The organism is Amycolatopsis jejuensis, from assembly GCF_000717335.1.
Taxonomy (GTDB): Bacteria; Actinomycetota; Actinomycetes; order Mycobacteriales; family Pseudonocardiaceae; genus Amycolatopsis; species Amycolatopsis jejuensis.
On record NZ_JNYZ01000014.1, the window covers coordinates 156,050 to 170,646 of the forward strand.

Sequence of the window (14,597 nt, forward strand, 5' to 3'; positions counted from 1 at the left end):
GGCGCCGGATGACCCCCGTGCGGAACGGTATCTACTGAGCGTCGAGGTCGGTCGCGACCAGCTCGGCGACGGCTTCCACCGCCGCCTCGGCCCCGTCTCCCTCGGCGCTGATGACCACCTCGTCGCCGTACGCGGCGGCCAGGGTCATCAGGTTGAGCACGCTGCCGGCGGCCACCGGTTCGCCGCCGTCCTTGGCGATCTGCACCGCCACGGGCTGGGCCGCAGCCGCCTTGGCGACGAGTGCGGCCGGACGGGCGTGCAGCCCCACCTTGCTGGCCACGGTGACGCGTTTCTCCGGCATGGTGTTCCTCTCGGTTTCTGTCGGGTTACTTCGCGGACGTGCGCTCGAGGTCGGCCTCGACCGAATCGTCCTCCCGGCCCGGGGTGCGCAGGTTCCACTTGGTGATCACGAACCGGAACACCGCGTAGTAGATCACGGCCAGCACGAGCCCGATCGGGATGATCAGCCAGGCCTTGTGCGCGGTGTCCAGCGACGAGTTCAGCGCGAAGTCGATCGCCCCGCCGGAGAACGAGAACCCGAGGTGGATGCCGAGTGCGTTGCAGACCGCGAGGGAGACGCCGGTCATCACCGCGTGGAAGATGTAGAGCGGCCACGCGACGAACATGAACGCGAACTCGATCGGCTCGGTCACGCCGGTGACGAACGCGGTGAGCGCGGCCGAGATCATGATGCTGCCGACGACCTTCTTCTGCCCCGGCCGGGCGGTGTGCATGATCGCCAGCGCCGCGGCGGGCAGCGCGAACATCATGATCGGGAAGAACCCGGTCATGAACGTGCCGGAACCCTGCACGTGGTTGAAGAAGTTGGTGAGGTCGCCGCCGCCGAAGATGAACCACACCGGCACGTTCAGCAGCTGGTGCAGGCCGACCGGGATCAGCAGGCGGTTGAGCAGGCCGTAGACGCCGCCACCGACGACCGGCGACCCGACGACCGCCTCGCCCGCCGAGGTGATGGCCTGGTCGACGTACTTGAACACCAGGCCGAAGATCACGCCGAGCACGATCATCACGAGCGCGGTGATGATCGGCACGAACCGGCGGCCGCCGAAGAAGGCCAGCCAGGACGGCAGCTTGATCCGGTGGTAGCGCTGCCACAGCAGGGCCGCCACGATGCCGGACACGATGCCGGTCAGCACGCTGTAGGGCCAGTGGATCGGCGCGAGGTCCCAGCCCGGCTTGTAGCCCTGCTGGCTCTTGATCGGGGCGATCGCCTGGATCACCTTGTTGAACACGACCCAGCCGATGACGGCGGCGACGGCCGTCGAGCCGTCGCCCTTGCGGGCGAACCCGACCGCGATGCCGATCGCGAAGATCAGCGGCAGCCAGTCGAAGATGCCGCCGCCCGCCGCGCCGATCACGTCGGCGGCTTTGCCCCAGTTCAGGCCGTCCTTGCCGAGGACGTCGTCCTGGCCGAGCCGGTTGAGCAACCCTGCGGCGGGCAGGGTCGCGATGGGCAGCATGAGGCTGCGGCCGAAGCGCTGCAGTCCCGCGATACCGCTGCCGCCCTTCTTCCCGCCGGCCCCAGCCGCGGTGGTGGCGCTCATCGGATACCTCCATTGTGGGGTTGGTCGCCGGAGCCCGGGGTGCTCCGGTCCAGCTGCATGGTCACCTGGTAGTGATCCCCCCGGTACCAGGACGTCATGTCCTCCACCGGCTCCCCGTTCGCACTGGAGACCCGGCGGAAGACGAGTAGCGGACTGCCGGTGCGCATGCCGAGCAGGCGCGCCGTCTCGCGGTCCGCGGATTCGGCCCACACCGTCTGGTACGCGTGGTCCGGCCGGAGCCCGAACTGCTCGGCCAGCTGCGCGTACAGCGAACGGGTGAGGTCGAGGCCGAGCAGGCCCGGCGTCCGGCCCGCGTGGTACCAGCCGCGTTCCACGGCCAGCGGCACGCCGTCCGCCCGCCGCAGCCGCACCAGCCGGTGCGCGGGTACGCCGTCGGCGAGGCCGAGTGCGTGCGCCGAGGTCACCGGCGGGATTTCGGTCGAGGTCGAGATGACCTCGGTGGCCGGGGTGAGCCCGCGCCGGCGCATGTCGTCGGTGAACGACATCAGGTACACCTGCAGTTCCATCCGCCGCGCGGCGGTGAAGGTGCCCTTGCCCCTGACCCTGGCCAGCAGACCTTCCTCGACCAGCTTCCCGATCGCCGAGCGCACGGTCAGCCGGGACACGCCGTAGTGCTGCGCGAGCTCCCGTTCGGACGGGATCGGCGAACCCGGCGGGAGCTCGCGCTCCACCAGGCGGCGCAGGATCTCCCGCAGCTGGGCGTGCTTCGGCGTCGGCCCGTTGACCACGCGGTCGGCCGGGTCGGGCGGCGGGACGTGCGCGGCTGCGCTCATCGCGGTCACCCCTCCCCTCGTCACCGGTGCACCGGGCCGGTGCTCGCGTCCGGGCCGGAAGATTGGTACGTTCCGGTCTAGACCAATCATCTGATGGGGCAGGATGCTCCGCAGTGCGAGCAGGTGTCAACCACCGTTACGCGTTCGTGCCCGGCTGCGCCGGGCAAGGCGGCAAACGGCGTAGTACTGGTGGTACAGACCCCGGCTCCAGGTGGGAAACCAACGGGATATGAGGAGGCCGCGATGGCGGATGACAGGCCGGAGAAAATTCTCGCGGCGCTCGGCGGCGCGGACAACGTCGTGGAGATCGAGGGCTGCATCACGCGGCTGCGGTGCGAGCTCGAGGACGTGTCGCTCGTCGACGAGCCGGCGCTGAAGGCGGCCGGGGCGATGGGGGTGGTGAGGATGGGCGCCGCGGTCCAGGTGATCGTCGGGCCCGAGGCGGACACCATCGCGAGCGACATCGAGGACTTGATGTGAGCCTGCGGATCCTGAGCCCGGTCGCGGGCGAGGTCGTCGCGATCACCGAGGTACCCGACCCGGTGTTCGCCGAGGCGATGGTGGGTCCCGGGATCGCCGTGCGGCCGTCCGGCGGGCGGTCGGACGCGGTCGCACCGGTCGACGGCACCGTGGTCACGCTGCATCCGCACGCGTACGTGGTGGCCACCGAGGACGGCCGTGGCGTGCTGGTCCACCTCGGCATCGACACGGTCAAGGAGAAGGGCGACGGGTTCACCCTGCACGTCGTCAAGGGCGAGGCGGTGCGCGCGGGCCAGCCGGTGGTGAGCTGGGACCCGGAGGCGGTCGCGGAGAAGGGCTACTCGCCGATCGTGCCGGTGGTCGGGCTCGACGCGTCCGCGGACGTGCTGGCCGGGCTCGAAACCGGGCGCACCGTCGCGGCGGGCGACGAGCTGTTCACCTGGAACGGCTGACCGGAACCGCCCTTTGTGGACGGTCACCGTCCACAAAGGGCGGTTCCGGTCAGCCGGTGACGACCTCCCCGTTCTCCACCTTCACGGTCACCTTCGCGAGTGGTTCGCTCGCCGGGCCGTTGACCACGGCGCCGGTGAGCGCGTCGAAGATCGAACCGTGGCACGCGCAGTGCACCTGGCCGTTCGCCGGCGGGTTGACCGTGCAGCCCTGATGCGTGCAGACGGCGCTGAAACACGAGACCGACCCGGCTGCCGGCTGCGCGACGATCACGTTCTGCCCGTCCGGGGTTTTCGCGGATTTCGCTTGTCCCACCGGCACTTCCGCCAGCGCGATCACCTTGCCGCCGGGTTTCGGGGCGGCCTGCCCGCTGTCGTCGCTTCCACAGGCGGCGAGCGTGACGGTGGCGGCGGTGGCTCCGGTGGCAGCGAGGACGGCACGGCGGGAGTGCAGTTCGGCAGTCATGCCCTGAGCAACGAATCCGGTTGCCGTCCGGTTCAGGTGAACCGGCGCGGGACCGGGCGCGTGTAGTCCGTATCCGGCATCATCCGGCATCCGGACGGAAGGAGACGGGCATGCTGGCGACGTGGATGCGCGTGCTGGGCGCGCTGGGTCTCGCAGGCTCGGCGGCGATCCATTTCTACCTGTACTGGGGCAGCGGTTACGCCGACATTCCCGTGGTCGGGCCGTTGTTCCTGGTGAACGGCATCGCGGGCGTGGTGATCGCGGTCGCGCTGCTCACCTGGCGGCACTGGCTGCCGGCGTTCTTCACCCTCGGCTTCGGCGCGGTGACGCTGGTGGCGTACCTGCTGTCGGTCACGGTCGGGTTCTACGGGGTGCACGACCAGTTCAACAGCCAGTACGAGTACTGGGGCGTGGTCACCGAGGCGGTGTGCGTGATCTGCGGCCTGGTGCTGCTGGTACAGGCGGTGCGGGCCCGGCAGCCCGCGGTTTCGGCAGGCTAGTACCGGTAGCGGTGGACGGTTTCCGGCCGGAGCACGATCCGGACCTGCTCGGTCCCGAGGATCCCGGCGAGGTCGGCGGCGCGGGCCGGGTCGGCGAGGTCCCAGTACCGCGCGGCCAGCCGGCGAGCCAGGTCGTGCCCGCCCGCAGGTTCGATCGTGACCCGGCCGGCCACCGCCACCCACCGCTCGCGCTCCCCGACCGGCGCGGCGACGACGATCGACGCGCTGGGGTCGCTGCGCAACCGGCGGATCTTGGCCGAGTCCGGCGGCGTGAACAGCTGGATCGTGCCGTCGGCGGCCTCGTACCAGACCGGCCGCGGCTGGGCGCCGGTGGCGGCGAAGAAGCCGTGCAGGGGGCGGCGGAGGAACTCGAGGTCTTCGTCGGTCAGCATGGGTCCAGTAAACCCGGCTCGCTTCGGACGATCCCATCGGCAGGACGCCGGTTCGCCTGTCCGTTCGTCTAGGTTGGGGGAGTGGATGCGTTCAGCGACCTGATCCGCGGGGTCCGCGCGCACGGCTCGCTGTTCGGCAGCTCGACGCTGTCGCCGCCGTGGTCGCTGCACTTCGTCGACGGTGCGCCGCTGACCTTGTGCACGGTGCTCACCGGGTCAGGCTGGATCGTGGTCCCGGGCAGCCCGCCGGAGCGGTTGACCGCCCGCGAGACGATCATCGTCCGCGGCCCGTCGACGTTTGCCTTCCTCGACTCCCCGGACACCCCCGCCGCCCCCCTCGCCTGCGGCGAACACTGCGCCACCCCGGACCAGGGCGGCACCCGCCACCGCCTGGGCTGGGCCGACGAGGGCCACGGCGACACGACCCTGATCGTCGGCGCGTACCCGGTGCAGGGTGCCAGCCGGGTGACCACCCTGCTGGACGCGCTGCCAGTCGTGCTGCGCGTACCGTCCGGCGGCGCCGCGGACGCCGTCCTGGACCACCTGGCCGCGGAACTCGCGATGGATACGCCAGGCCAGCAGGTCGTCCTGGACCGCCTTCTGGACTGGATGCTGGTCTGCACCCTGCGCGATTGGTTCGACCTCCCGGGCACTTCGCCACCTTGGTGGGCGGCCCAGCGAGACCCGGTGGTCGGCGCCGCATTACGCCTGCTGCACACCGACCCGGCCGCCCCATGGACGGTCACCACGCTGGCCGCACGCACGGGCGTCGCGAGGTCCACGCTGGCCAAACGCTTCGCGGACCTGGTAGGCGAACCCCCGATGACATACCTGACCCGCTGGCGCATGACCCTGGCGGCCGACCTCCTGACCGACCGAGACCCGGCCACGATCGCGGCGGTCGCGAGGCAGGTGGGGTACTCGGATCCGTTCGGCTTCAGCGCGGCTTTCAAGCGGGTCAGGGGAGTGAATCCGAGCGAATACCGGCGGTGCGGTGGTTTGCCGGTTGCTTCGGCGCCGGGTTGAGGTCGGAGGTTCTGGGGGTCTTGCACTGCAGCATCGAGTGACCGTTCGCAGCGAGCCGGGCGGGGTTTCCTTGTGCCGCTGGGCGGACTGTTTGCGTTGGCCTTCTCTCGATGGATTGGTGATGTGTGCGGGTGCGTCCGTTTTGGCTCTGCTGCACGGCTTTCTACCCGGGATGTCTGCCGTTGGCGGATCGATCGTCTTTGCTGGGCGGGTCCTTGTTTCATTTATGCTGTTTGGCTGCTGCACCCGGGTCGCTGGTCCGGCTCGCCACCGCCAGCCTGCTCGGCCGCCGGGGTTCGGGTCGCTCGTCGAGCTCGCCTGCGCCGCCCGGCCGCCGCTCCCGGGTCGTTCGTCGGGCCCGCCCGTGCCGGTTGGACACCGCGGCCACGCCCTGGGTGGACTGGCCCGCCCCGCTTGGCTGCCGTGTCCGCGTCGTGTCGTTCGAACCGTTCGACTCCTGCGTGCGCTCCGCGTGGCTGCTGTGTCCGCGTCGTGTCGTTCGAGCTGTTCGAGTCCTGTATGCGCTCCGCTCGGCTGTCTCGCCCACACCACTCGGCCGCTGCGTTCGCTCGACCGGCCCGTCCAAGCCGACCGGCTGCGCCGGATCCCTTCTACCCCAACGAACTCAGTCCGTTTCGACTGGCCCCACCCCGACCGTTCGGTTGCACGGCCTATGCCCGTCCACTGGTCTGCGCTTTCCGATAACCCTCCACCTGTGCCTGTCTGCGCTGGACAGCCTGGTCTACCCCGCCCGCTACCTCCCGCCGAGGCATTCCCACACAGGCGCCGTCCCGCCTTTTGACGGTGCCGAAACCCGGAGATTCCGCCACCGCCGAGTGAACCTCCCGGCGTGTCGCGCACGAGGGGGACTTTCGCACCCCGATCTGTTTGCCCTGCCCCGGGAATCGCCGCCAGGCTGGTCCCATGGTTCTGACAGCAGTGATCGCAGCCGGGGCGGTGGTGCCCGTGCTGCTGGCGATGATGAAGAAATCGGGCGCACCAGTCCCGGCGGCGATGGGTGTCACGGGCGCCGCAGTGGCTGTCGCCTTGGCTGCGGCGCGCGGTGACGCCGGAGCGTGGCCATGGTGGTGGCTACCGGTCCCGTGGCTGGTCTCGGTGGTCGGCATCCCGCTGGCACTGGCCGACATCCGGCACCGCCGTCTCCCGGACATCCTCACCCTGCCCGCCTACCCAGCCGTCGCCGTGGTGGTCACCCTCGCCGCATTCGGCGGCGGCGGATGGCGAATGGCCGCCGGAGCCGCCCTGGGCTGCCTCCTCTTCGGCGGTACGCACCTGATCGTCCACCACCTGACCGCCGGTGGTCTCGGCGCAGGAGACGTCAAACTGGCCGGTTCGTTCGGCGCGGTACTGGGCGCAGTCGGCGGAATGGCCCCAGCGGTCGCGGCGGTCCTGGCGGCGGTGGTGAGCCTGGTGACCATGGTGACGATGTGGCTGACCACCCGCATCCGCCTCCTCCGCAGGCCTCCACCCGAGGAGCCCTCATCAGCCGAGGCCCGACCCGCCGAGCCGTCGGCAGACCTCCCACGTGCCAATCCCTCACCCGTTGAACCCCCAGCCGACCTCCCCACGGCCGACCCCCAGCCCGCCGCGCCTCGACCCGGCATCCGATCCGCCACCCCCGAACCCCCAGCCCAGCCGTCACCCACCGAGCTCCCACCCGCCGACCCCACCCCAACCCCGAAACAGAGCCGCGCCGGTCCGCCCCGCATCCGTATCCCGTACGGTCCGGGTCTCGTTCTCGCCACCTGGGCGTGTGCGGTCTTCCCCGGCGTCGGGAGCGGCATCACATGAGGCCAGGGGCTCTGCCGCGCTGCCGGACGGGCCGTGACAGGATTGTCCGGTGCTGCGCTGGATCACCGCTGGAGAATCGCACGGACCTGCCCTCGCCGCTGTGCTCGAGGGCCTGCCTGCCGGGGTGGAGGTGACCACCTCGGACCTCACCGCGCAGCTCGCGCGGCGGCGGCTCGGGTTCGGCCGCAGCCCGCGGATGGGCTTCGAGACCGACCACGTGCAGTTCCTCGGCGGGGTCCGGCACGGGGTCAGCCAGGGTGGCCCGATCGCCGTCCAGATCGAGAACGCCGAGTGGCCCAAGTGGGAGAAGGTCATGGCGGCCGACCCGGTCGACGAGGCCGAGCTCGCCGGGCTCGCCCGCAACGAGCCGCTCACCCGGCCGCGGCCGGGGCACGCCGACCTGCCCGGCATGCAGAAGTACGGCTTCGACGAGGCCCGTCCCGTTCTCGAGCGCGCCAGCGCCAGGGAGACGGCGTCGCGGACCGCGCTCGGTACCGTCGCGCGGAACTTCCTGCGGCAGCTGCTCGACGTCGAGGTGCTGAGCCACGTCGTCTCGATCGGCGGCGCCGACGCGCCCGACGGTCCGCTGCCGCAGCCGGGTGACCTCGCGGCGATCGACGAGAGTCCCGTCCGGGCGTTCTCGGCCGAGGGCACCGACGCGATGGTCGCCGAGGTCGACGCGGTCCGGAAGGCGGGCGACACCGTCGGCGGCGTGATCGAGGTCATCGCTTACGGGCTGCCGCCGGGTCTCGGGTCGCACGTGCACTGGGACCGGCGCCTCGACGCGCGGCTCGCGGGTGCGCTCATGGGCGTGCAGGCGATGAAGGGCGTCGAGGTCGGGGACGGCTTCACCACCGCTCGCCGCTGGGGCAGCCGGGCCCACGACGAGATCGACCGCGGCACCGGGCCGGTCGGCGTCACGCGCCGGTCGAACCGGGCAGGCGGGCTCGAAGGGGGTATCACCAACGGTGAGCCACTGCGGGTGCGCGTCGCGATGAAGCCGATCTCCACCGTGCCCAAGGCACTGTCCACTGTGGACGTCCGGACCGGCGAGGCCGCGGTGGCGATCCACCAGCGCTCCGACGTGTGCGCGGTGCCGCGCGCGGGCGTGGTGCTGGAGTCGGTGGTCGCGCTGGTGCTCGCGGACGCGGCGCTGGAGAAGTTCGGCGGCGACTCGCTCGCCGAATCCCGGCGCAACGCCCAGGCGTACCTGAAGGCTCTCGAGGAGCGCTGGTGACCCCGCGCGCGATCGTCATCGGCCCGCCGGGCTCGGGCAAGAGCACGGTCGGCCCGCTGCTGGCCGCGGCGCTGGGCGTCGAGTTCCGCGACACCGACGCCGACATCGTCGCCCGCACCGGACGCAGCATCTCCGACATCTTCGCCGACGACGGAGAACCAGCTTTCCGCGCGCTGGAAGAGGAAGCGGTCACCACGGCGCTCGCCGAGCACGACGGCGTCCTCTCCCTCGGCGGCGGCGCCCCGCTCACCCCCGGCACCCGGGCGCGCCTGAAGGAGCACACGGTGGTGTTCCTGAACGTCGGGCTCGCCGCCGGAGTCCAGCGCACCGGGATCTCGAGCGCACGTCCGCTGCTGGCCGGGGTCAACCCGCGCGCCACGTTCAAAGCCCTTCTCGACCAGCGCCTCCCGGTGTACCGCGAGGTGGCGACCGTCGAGATCGAAACCGACCGCCGGACCCCGGAGGAGGTGGTCGCGGCCGCGGTCGCCGCCCTTCAGCCGGGCGGAGTGCCGGAATAGGGGCCTCGCCAGGCGAGATCAGCCGGGGCCGGGTCGATCCGACACTCGAAGCAGCGACAGACCAAGCGGCGCAGAGCCACATCAGCGAGGATCGGTCAGGCGAGACCGGGCCGAGTACCGGAGCAGCCCGGCCGGAGCCGGCCAGCCGAGGTCAGGGCCCTCCCGCCGGAACCGTCGATAGCCGATCGCGACCCGACAAGCCGGAACCGGCTGATCGAGACCCTGATCGGCCGACCGGATCGCCGCCCGCCCACCATCGGCCAACCGGAACCACCACCCAGTACGCAACGATCACCGAAGCATCACCCAGCCAACACCCGCAGCATCACCCAGCCACGACCACCGAGCCAACATCGCGCGGCACCACCCGGCTCAGCACCACCGACGTCCACCACCACCCGCAGCACAAGCCCAGGGCCCCGGTCCGGGAGCAGTGAGGAGAACCGTGCCCGACAGCCGTCCCGTTCGGATCCGGGTTGCCACCTCTCAGCCGTACGACGTGTTCGTCGGGCGGGGGTTGCTCGGTGAGCTCACCGAGCAGCTTGCCGGCGCGTCGAAGGTCGCGCTAATCCATCCGCCCACGCTTGCCGCCACTGCGGAGGCCGTGCGTGACGAGCTTGCCTCGGCCGGGCTCGATGCGCATCGTGTCGAGATTCCCGATGCCGAGGATGGCAAAGCGTTCTCCGTGGCCGGTTTCTGCTGGGAGGTGCTCGGCCGGATCGGGCTGGACCGGCGCGGCGTGGTCGTCGCGCTCGGGGGTGGGGCCGTCACCGATCTCGGCGGGTTCGTCGCCGGGACCTGGATGCGCGGGGTCCGGCTGGTGAACGTGCCGACCACGTTGCTCGGCATGGTCGACGCCGCGGTCGGCGGGAAGACCGGGATCAACACCGAAGCGGGCAAGAACCTCGTCGGCGTCTTCCACGAGCCGTCTGCCGTGCTGGTCGACCTCGCGACGCTGGAAACGTTGCCCCGCAACGAGCTCGTCGCCGGGATGGCCGAGATCGTCAAGGCCGGGTTCATCGCCGACCCGCGCATCCTCGAGCTGATCGAGGCCGACCCGCAGCAAGCCGTGGACCCCACTGGCGACGTGCTCGCCGAGCTGGTCCGCCGCTCGATCCAGGTGAAGGCCGACGTCGTCGCCGCTGACCTGCGTGAATCCGACCTGCGCGAGATCCTCAACTACGGCCACACCCTCGGCCACGCCATCGAACGCCGCGAGCGGTACCGGTGGCGGCACGGCGCGGCGGTCAGCGTCGGGCTCGTGTTCGCGGCCGAGCTGGCCCGCCTGGCCGGCCGCCTCGACGACGCCACCGCGGCCCGCCACGCGGCCGTCCTCGAATCGATCGGCCTGCCCACCACTTACGCGCCCGACGCGCTGCCCCAGCTGCTGGAAACCATGAAGAGCGACAAGAAAACCCGGTCCGGCGTGCTGCGGTTCGTCGTCCTCGACGGGCTCGGCAAACCCGGCCGCCTCGAAGGTCCGGACCCGGCCCTGCTCGCCGCGGCCTACTCCGCGATCGCTGCCGAGGCCACTGACAACGGCGGGAGTGTGCTGCTGTGAAGGCGTTCGTGTTCAACGGCCCCAACCTCGGCCGTCTTGGCAAGCGGGAGCCGGACGTCTACGGCTCCACCACGCACGACGATCTCGTCCAGCTGTGCCTCGACACCGGCAAGGAGCTGGGTCTCGACGTCGAGGTCCGGCAGACCGACCAGGAGAGCGAGCTCGTCGGCTGGCTGCACGAGGCGGCCGACGCGGGCGCGCCCGTGGTGCTCAACGCCGCCGCATGGACGCATTACTCCATCGCCGTCCGCGATGCTGCCGCGCAGCTCACCGCGCCGCTGATCGAGCTGCACATCAGCAACGTCCACCAGCGCGAGGAGTTCCGCCACCACAGCGTCCTCTCCGACCTCGCCACCGGCGTCATCGTCGGTCTCGGCGTCGACGGGTACGCCCTCGCGCTCCGCTGGGTCGCCGCGCACCCGTCGGCGTAGGCAAACAGTCGGTACACCCGCCGGCGTAGGCAAGCGGTCGGTACACCCGCCGGCGTAGGCAAGCGGTCGGTAAATCACGGGCAGGGGTCACTCGACTGGTGGACGGGGTCGCTACACTCGGCGATCGTGCACCCGTTTCGTCGAGGGGGTCGGCGACCCGTGCGTCAGCTGCTCATCTTGCTGATCGCCGGGTCCGTGGCAGCGGGGGCTGCCGGGTGCAGCCAGACGCTGCCGCAGGCGGAGGGTGCCGGGCACGGCGGAATCGCCGGCGGTGCACAACCAGCCCCGCAGCAACCGCCGCGGGCCAAGGACGTCCGGCTCGGGACCGGGCCTGCCCGGCAGAGCCGCGGAGTGGTCGCCGGAGGTGCCGCGGACGCCGTCTACAACTACGGCCCCACCGTGATGGTCGAGGGCGGCCGCACCCGCATGTGGTGGTGCAGCCAGTACGGCAGTGCACCCCCGCCGGGCGACGACATCCTCTACGCCGAGGGTCCCTCGTCCGACGGACCGTTCACCAGTCCGGGTGGCGGCGCGCCGATTGCGGTCCTGTCCGGCGCCCCCGGCGGGTTCGACGGCATGCACACGTGCGACCCGTCGGTGCTGCGCGTCGGCGGCACGTACTTCCTGTACTACACCGGCGCCGCGGGTGACCACGCGCTCGGCAACGCGATCGGCATGGCCACCAGCCCCGACGGCATCCGCTGGACCCGCGCGAACGGCGGACAACCCATCCTCGGCCCGTCGCACGACGTCCACCGCGCCAACGTCTACGGCGCAGGCCAGCCCTCGGTCGTCTTCCTCGACGGCTGGTACTACCTCATGTTCACCGACACCACCGGCCGCGCGGCAGGCTGGAACGGCGCCGGGCAGTTCGTGATCCGGGCGCACGACCCGGCGTTCCGCGACGGCGTGGAAGCGTTGGGGGACAAGGGATTCACCCCGGAATCCGGCACGAATGCGCCGCGCACGAGGTCCGTCGTCGACGGGTTCAGCGCGGACCTGGCGTGGGTCGGCGCGCTCGACGCCTTCGCCATCGCCCACGAAACCGCCGAAGGCACCACGATCACCTTCTGGGACCGTAATTTCACGATGCAGCCGTACCTGCCGGTGGTGATTCCCGGGCCGTGGCAGGAAGGTCCGGGTCTCGCCCGCCGCCCCGACGGGCACACGCCGACGTCGGTCGCCGATCCGTGCGGCGCAGTTCCGCTGGATGTCGTGCGCGCCACGGAAATCGGCAGCGCCAGCGCGCCCACCGGTCTGACGCACTTCGGCCTCGACCTGCACGGCGCCGACGGCTGTTCGACGCCGTCCCGCAGCACCGCGACCTTCGACGGCGTCGCAATGCCGTCGCCGGACCGCATGATCGACCTCTACCGCCGCGGCGAGCGCATTCGGATCGACCGCCGTTCGGTCGCCACGGTGCTCGCTGCCGAACTCGTCGACCGGCCGCTGCCGCACGTGCCCGACCTGCCGGTGGTGACGCGGCTGCGGTCCGGCGCCACCGTGGTGCACGCGTACGGCCGCGGTTACGGCATGGTGCTGGACGGGAAGCTCTACGGCCTGCCGGACCCGTCGATCGTGTCCCTCAACGGTTCCGGGGTGCAGGAGATCGGCCCGCAACAGTGGGACGCCGCCGTGCGCGGGCTGCCGCTGGGCGGCTGACCGGCGACGGCTTCCGCGGGGCGGGGCTCGGCGGCAGCTCCAGCTCACCGGACCGGCTGCCTTCGTCGTCTTCGTCCGCCACATCAGGGTCTTCGGGTTCTTCCGGCGCCGGACGGCGGATCCGGCCGCCGACGAACAGCCCCAGCCCGGCAGGTACGAGCACGAGCAGCGCCGTGAACGCCGCCCCGCCGGTGAGCGCCGCGCGCAGCTCCGAAACCCCGGTCTGGTCCACGAAAATCGCCCGGCCGATCACGTACAGGATGCCCGACCCGATCCCCGCGACCAGCGCCGCGATGAACCACGCGCGGCCGCGGTCGGGGGTACCGCGCCAGCCGTCGATCGCGCTCCAGAGCGCCGCCACGCCGACGAGCGCGGCAATGGTGAGCGAGGTGAGCAGCGTCTGGCCGGTCGGGTGGAACACGGACCACTTGGCGAGCAGCGTCATCGCGGCGGCGTGCACGACCGCCATGACCAGCCCGCGCGTCAACCAGGCACCCAGCATGGACGGAGTGTAGGCGCGGACAAGTTAACCGTCAGTAGGCTGGTTGCCTCCCGGGTGCATCGACAGCCGAAACCCGCTGGTTAAGCTGGCAGAGTGCCGGAAATCCACGCTCACCGCCGCGGCGCCCTCGCCACCCTGCTCCACGAGAACGGGGTCGACGCGCTGCTGGTCACCGACCTGCTCAACATCCGCTACCTCACCGGGTTCACCGGGTCGAACGCCGCGCTGCTGCTGCACTCCGGCGGCGACGCGAAGACCGTCTTCTGCACCGACGGGCGCTATACGACGCAGTCGGAGTCCGAAGTGCCCGATCTGGAACGCGTGCTCGACCGCGCCAGCGCCCGCGCGCTCGCGTCGCGTGCGGCGGGCGAGCCTGCGACGTACGGCCGCACTGGCTTCGAGAGCCAGCACGTGAGCGTCGAGGACCACGAGACGCTCAAGGTGCGCTTCGACAAGGTGCACCTGATCCGCACGCCCGGGCTGGTCGAGCAGCTGCGGCTGGTCAAGGACGACGTCGAGGTGGCGGCTTTGCGGGCGGCGTGCGCGGCGGCCGACCGGGCGCTCGCGGACCTCCTCGAAGCCGGGGGAGTGCGGCCCGGGCGGGCCGAGCTGGAAGTGGCCCGCGACCTGGAAAACCGGATGCTGGAGCACGGATCGGGCGGTCCCGCGTTCGCGACGATCGTCGCCGCCGGGCCGAATTCCGCGATCCCGCACCACCAGCCGACCGGGGCAGAACTGCGGACCGGCGATTTCGTGAAGTTCGATTTCGGCGCGACCGTCGACGGGTACCACTCGGACATGACCCGCACGTTCGTGCTCGGCGCGCCTGCCGACTGGCAGTGGGAGATCTACGACGTCGTGTACCGCGCGCAGGAGGCCGGGATCGAGGCCGTCCTGCCCGGCGCCGAGGTGTCCGAAGTGGACGCCGAAGCCCGTTCGGTGATCGACGATGCGGGGTACGCCGAGCAGTTCACGCACGGTCTGGGGCACGGCGTCGGGCTCGAAGTGCACGAGGCGCCCAGCCTGGCCGCAACCGGCGTCGGTACACTGTCCGCCGGTATGGCGGTCACCGTCGAGCCCGGCGTTTACCTCGCGGGGCGCGGTGGCGTGCGCATCGAGGACACGCTCGTCGTGCGGGACTCCGGACCCGAACTCCTCACCCTGAGCACCAAGGACCTCGTGGCCGTCTGACGCGGCCGCAG

At 71.3% G+C, this 14,597-nt stretch carries 17 protein-coding genes; 11 read left to right on the plus strand and 6 right to left on the minus strand.

Annotated elements, in window-relative coordinates:
* Positions 1–31: 31 nt before the first annotated feature.
* From OO71_RS21630 to OO71_RS21640, 3 genes are read right to left on the minus strand one after another with little or no spacing between them, the layout of a single operon-like run.
* Positions 32–301 (minus strand): HPr family phosphocarrier protein, encoded by a 270-nt coding sequence (locus OO71_RS21630; protein WP_033291653.1) that lies wholly within the window; start codon positions 299–301, stop codon positions 32–34.
* A 25-nt stretch (positions 302–326) separates the two neighbouring features.
* Positions 327–1,565 (minus strand): PTS transporter subunit EIIC, encoded by a 1,239-nt coding sequence (locus tag OO71_RS21635; protein WP_033291654.1) that lies wholly within the window; start codon positions 1,563–1,565, stop codon positions 327–329.
* Positions 1,562–2,359: a GntR family transcriptional regulator gene (locus OO71_RS21640; RefSeq protein ID WP_033291712.1), complete on the minus strand. Its 798-nt coding sequence runs from the start codon at positions 2,357–2,359 to the stop codon at positions 1,562–1,564. The genes OO71_RS21635 and OO71_RS21640 overlap by 4 nt, the downstream gene beginning before the upstream one ends.
* A 243-nt stretch (positions 2,360–2,602) precedes the next feature.
* On the opposite strand from OO71_RS21640, the gene OO71_RS21645 reads away from it, so the two are divergent.
* Both OO71_RS21645 and OO71_RS21650 read left to right on the plus strand, forming a co-directional pair.
* Positions 2,603–2,839 carry a PTS sugar transporter subunit IIB gene (locus tag OO71_RS21645; protein ID WP_033291655.1) on the plus strand — a complete coding sequence of 79 codons (237 nt, stop codon included), beginning with the start codon at positions 2,603–2,605 and terminating at the stop codon, positions 2,837–2,839.
* The gene (locus OO71_RS21650; RefSeq protein WP_033291656.1) at positions 2,836–3,291 is read left to right on the plus strand and encodes a PTS sugar transporter subunit IIA; all 456 of its coding nucleotides are present in this window, start codon (positions 2,836–2,838) and stop codon (positions 3,289–3,291) included. The genes OO71_RS21645 and OO71_RS21650 overlap by 4 nt, the downstream gene beginning before the upstream one ends.
* A 49-nt stretch (positions 3,292–3,340) precedes the next feature.
* Here the strand turns inward: OO71_RS21650 and OO71_RS21655 are convergent, their stop codons facing one another.
* On the minus strand, positions 3,341–3,754 hold the full coding sequence (locus OO71_RS21655) for a QcrA and Rieske domain-containing protein (protein WP_033291657.1): 414 nt from the start codon (positions 3,752–3,754) through the stop codon (positions 3,341–3,343).
* Between the two features lie 110 nt (positions 3,755–3,864).
* Here OO71_RS21655 and OO71_RS21660 point away from each other — a divergent pair, with 110 nt between their 5' ends.
* The gene (locus OO71_RS21660) at positions 3,865–4,254 is read left to right on the plus strand and encodes a hypothetical protein (protein WP_033291658.1); all 390 of its coding nucleotides are present in this window, start codon (positions 3,865–3,867) and stop codon (positions 4,252–4,254) included.
* On the opposite strand, the gene OO71_RS21665 is transcribed toward OO71_RS21660, so the two are convergent.
* Positions 4,251–4,646 (minus strand): pyridoxamine 5'-phosphate oxidase family protein, encoded by a 396-nt coding sequence (locus tag OO71_RS21665; RefSeq protein WP_033291659.1) that lies wholly within the window; start codon positions 4,644–4,646, stop codon positions 4,251–4,253. The two genes, OO71_RS21660 and OO71_RS21665, sit on opposite strands and share 4 nt — an antisense overlap.
* An 81-nt stretch (positions 4,647–4,727) precedes the next feature.
* Here OO71_RS21665 and OO71_RS21670 point away from each other — a divergent pair, with 81 nt between their 5' ends.
* The 7 genes from OO71_RS21670 to OO71_RS21700 all read left to right on the plus strand — a co-directional run bounded on the left by OO71_RS21670 (position 4,728) and on the right by OO71_RS21700 (position 12,893).
* On the plus strand, positions 4,728–5,672 hold the full coding sequence (locus tag OO71_RS21670; protein ID WP_033291660.1) for an AraC family transcriptional regulator: 945 nt from the start codon (positions 4,728–4,730) through the stop codon (positions 5,670–5,672).
* Between the two features lie 924 nt (positions 5,673–6,596).
* A complete protein-coding gene (locus OO71_RS21675; protein ID WP_033291661.1) occupies positions 6,597–7,484 on the plus strand; it encodes a prepilin peptidase in 888 nt (295 codons plus the stop codon).
* Positions 7,485–7,533: 49 nt separating this feature from the next.
* Positions 7,534–8,721, plus strand: coding sequence for a chorismate synthase (aroC, locus tag OO71_RS21680; RefSeq protein WP_033291662.1), 1,188 nt, complete (start codon positions 7,534–7,536; stop codon positions 8,719–8,721).
* Positions 8,718–9,239, plus strand: coding sequence for a shikimate kinase (locus OO71_RS21685; RefSeq protein ID WP_211260574.1), 522 nt, complete (start codon positions 8,718–8,720; stop codon positions 9,237–9,239). Before aroC ends, OO71_RS21685 begins: the two co-directional genes overlap by 4 nt.
* Before the next feature lie 445 nt (positions 9,240–9,684).
* Positions 9,685–10,800 (plus strand): 3-dehydroquinate synthase, encoded by a 1,116-nt coding sequence (aroB, locus tag OO71_RS21690; protein WP_033291663.1) that lies wholly within the window; start codon positions 9,685–9,687, stop codon positions 10,798–10,800.
* Positions 10,797–11,231: a type II 3-dehydroquinate dehydratase gene (gene aroQ, locus OO71_RS21695; RefSeq protein ID WP_033291664.1), complete on the plus strand. Its 435-nt coding sequence runs from the start codon at positions 10,797–10,799 to the stop codon at positions 11,229–11,231. Before aroB ends, aroQ begins: the two co-directional genes overlap by 4 nt.
* A gap of 168 nt (positions 11,232–11,399) precedes the next feature.
* Positions 11,400–12,893, plus strand: a complete 1,494-nt coding sequence (locus tag OO71_RS21700; protein WP_033291714.1) for a glycoside hydrolase family protein — start codon at positions 11,400–11,402, stop codon at positions 12,891–12,893.
* Here OO71_RS21700 and OO71_RS47585 read toward each other — a convergent pair.
* Positions 12,817–13,395, minus strand: coding sequence for a B-4DMT family transporter (locus OO71_RS47585; RefSeq protein ID WP_051791803.1), 579 nt, complete (start codon positions 13,393–13,395; stop codon positions 12,817–12,819). The genes OO71_RS21700 and OO71_RS47585 overlap by 77 nt on opposite strands.
* Before the next feature lie 93 nt (positions 13,396–13,488).
* Between OO71_RS47585 and OO71_RS21710 the strand changes: the two genes are divergently transcribed.
* Positions 13,489–14,586, plus strand: a complete 1,098-nt coding sequence (locus OO71_RS21710; RefSeq protein ID WP_033291665.1) for an aminopeptidase P family protein — start codon at positions 13,489–13,491, stop codon at positions 14,584–14,586.
* Positions 14,587–14,597 lie beyond the last annotated feature (11 nt).

Coding starts and splice junctions, on each gene's coding strand:
- OO71_RS21640 (WP_033291712.1), bottom strand. CDS start 2,359: ATGAGCGCAGCCGCGCACGTCCCGCCGCCCGACCCGGCCGACCGCGTG.
- OO71_RS21630 (WP_033291653.1), bottom strand. CDS start 301: ATGCCGGAGAAACGCGTCACCGTGGCCAGCAAGGTGGGGCTGCACGCC.
- OO71_RS21635 (WP_033291654.1), bottom strand. CDS start 1,565: ATGAGCGCCACCACCGCGGCTGGGGCCGGCGGGAAGAAGGGCGGCAGC.
- OO71_RS21660 (WP_033291658.1), top strand. CDS start 3,865: ATGCTGGCGACGTGGATGCGCGTGCTGGGCGCGCTGGGTCTCGCAGGC.
- OO71_RS47585 (WP_051791803.1), bottom strand. CDS start 13,395: ATGCTGGGTGCCTGGTTGACGCGCGGGCTGGTCATGGCGGTCGTGCAC.
- OO71_RS21645 (WP_033291655.1), top strand. CDS start 2,603: ATGGCGGATGACAGGCCGGAGAAAATTCTCGCGGCGCTCGGCGGCGCG.
- OO71_RS21665 (WP_033291659.1), bottom strand. CDS start 4,646: ATGCTGACCGACGAAGACCTCGAGTTCCTCCGCCGCCCCCTGCACGGC.
- OO71_RS21655 (WP_033291657.1), bottom strand. CDS start 3,754: ATGACTGCCGAACTGCACTCCCGCCGTGCCGTCCTCGCTGCCACCGGA.
- OO71_RS21675 (WP_033291661.1), top strand. CDS start 6,597: ATGGTTCTGACAGCAGTGATCGCAGCCGGGGCGGTGGTGCCCGTGCTG.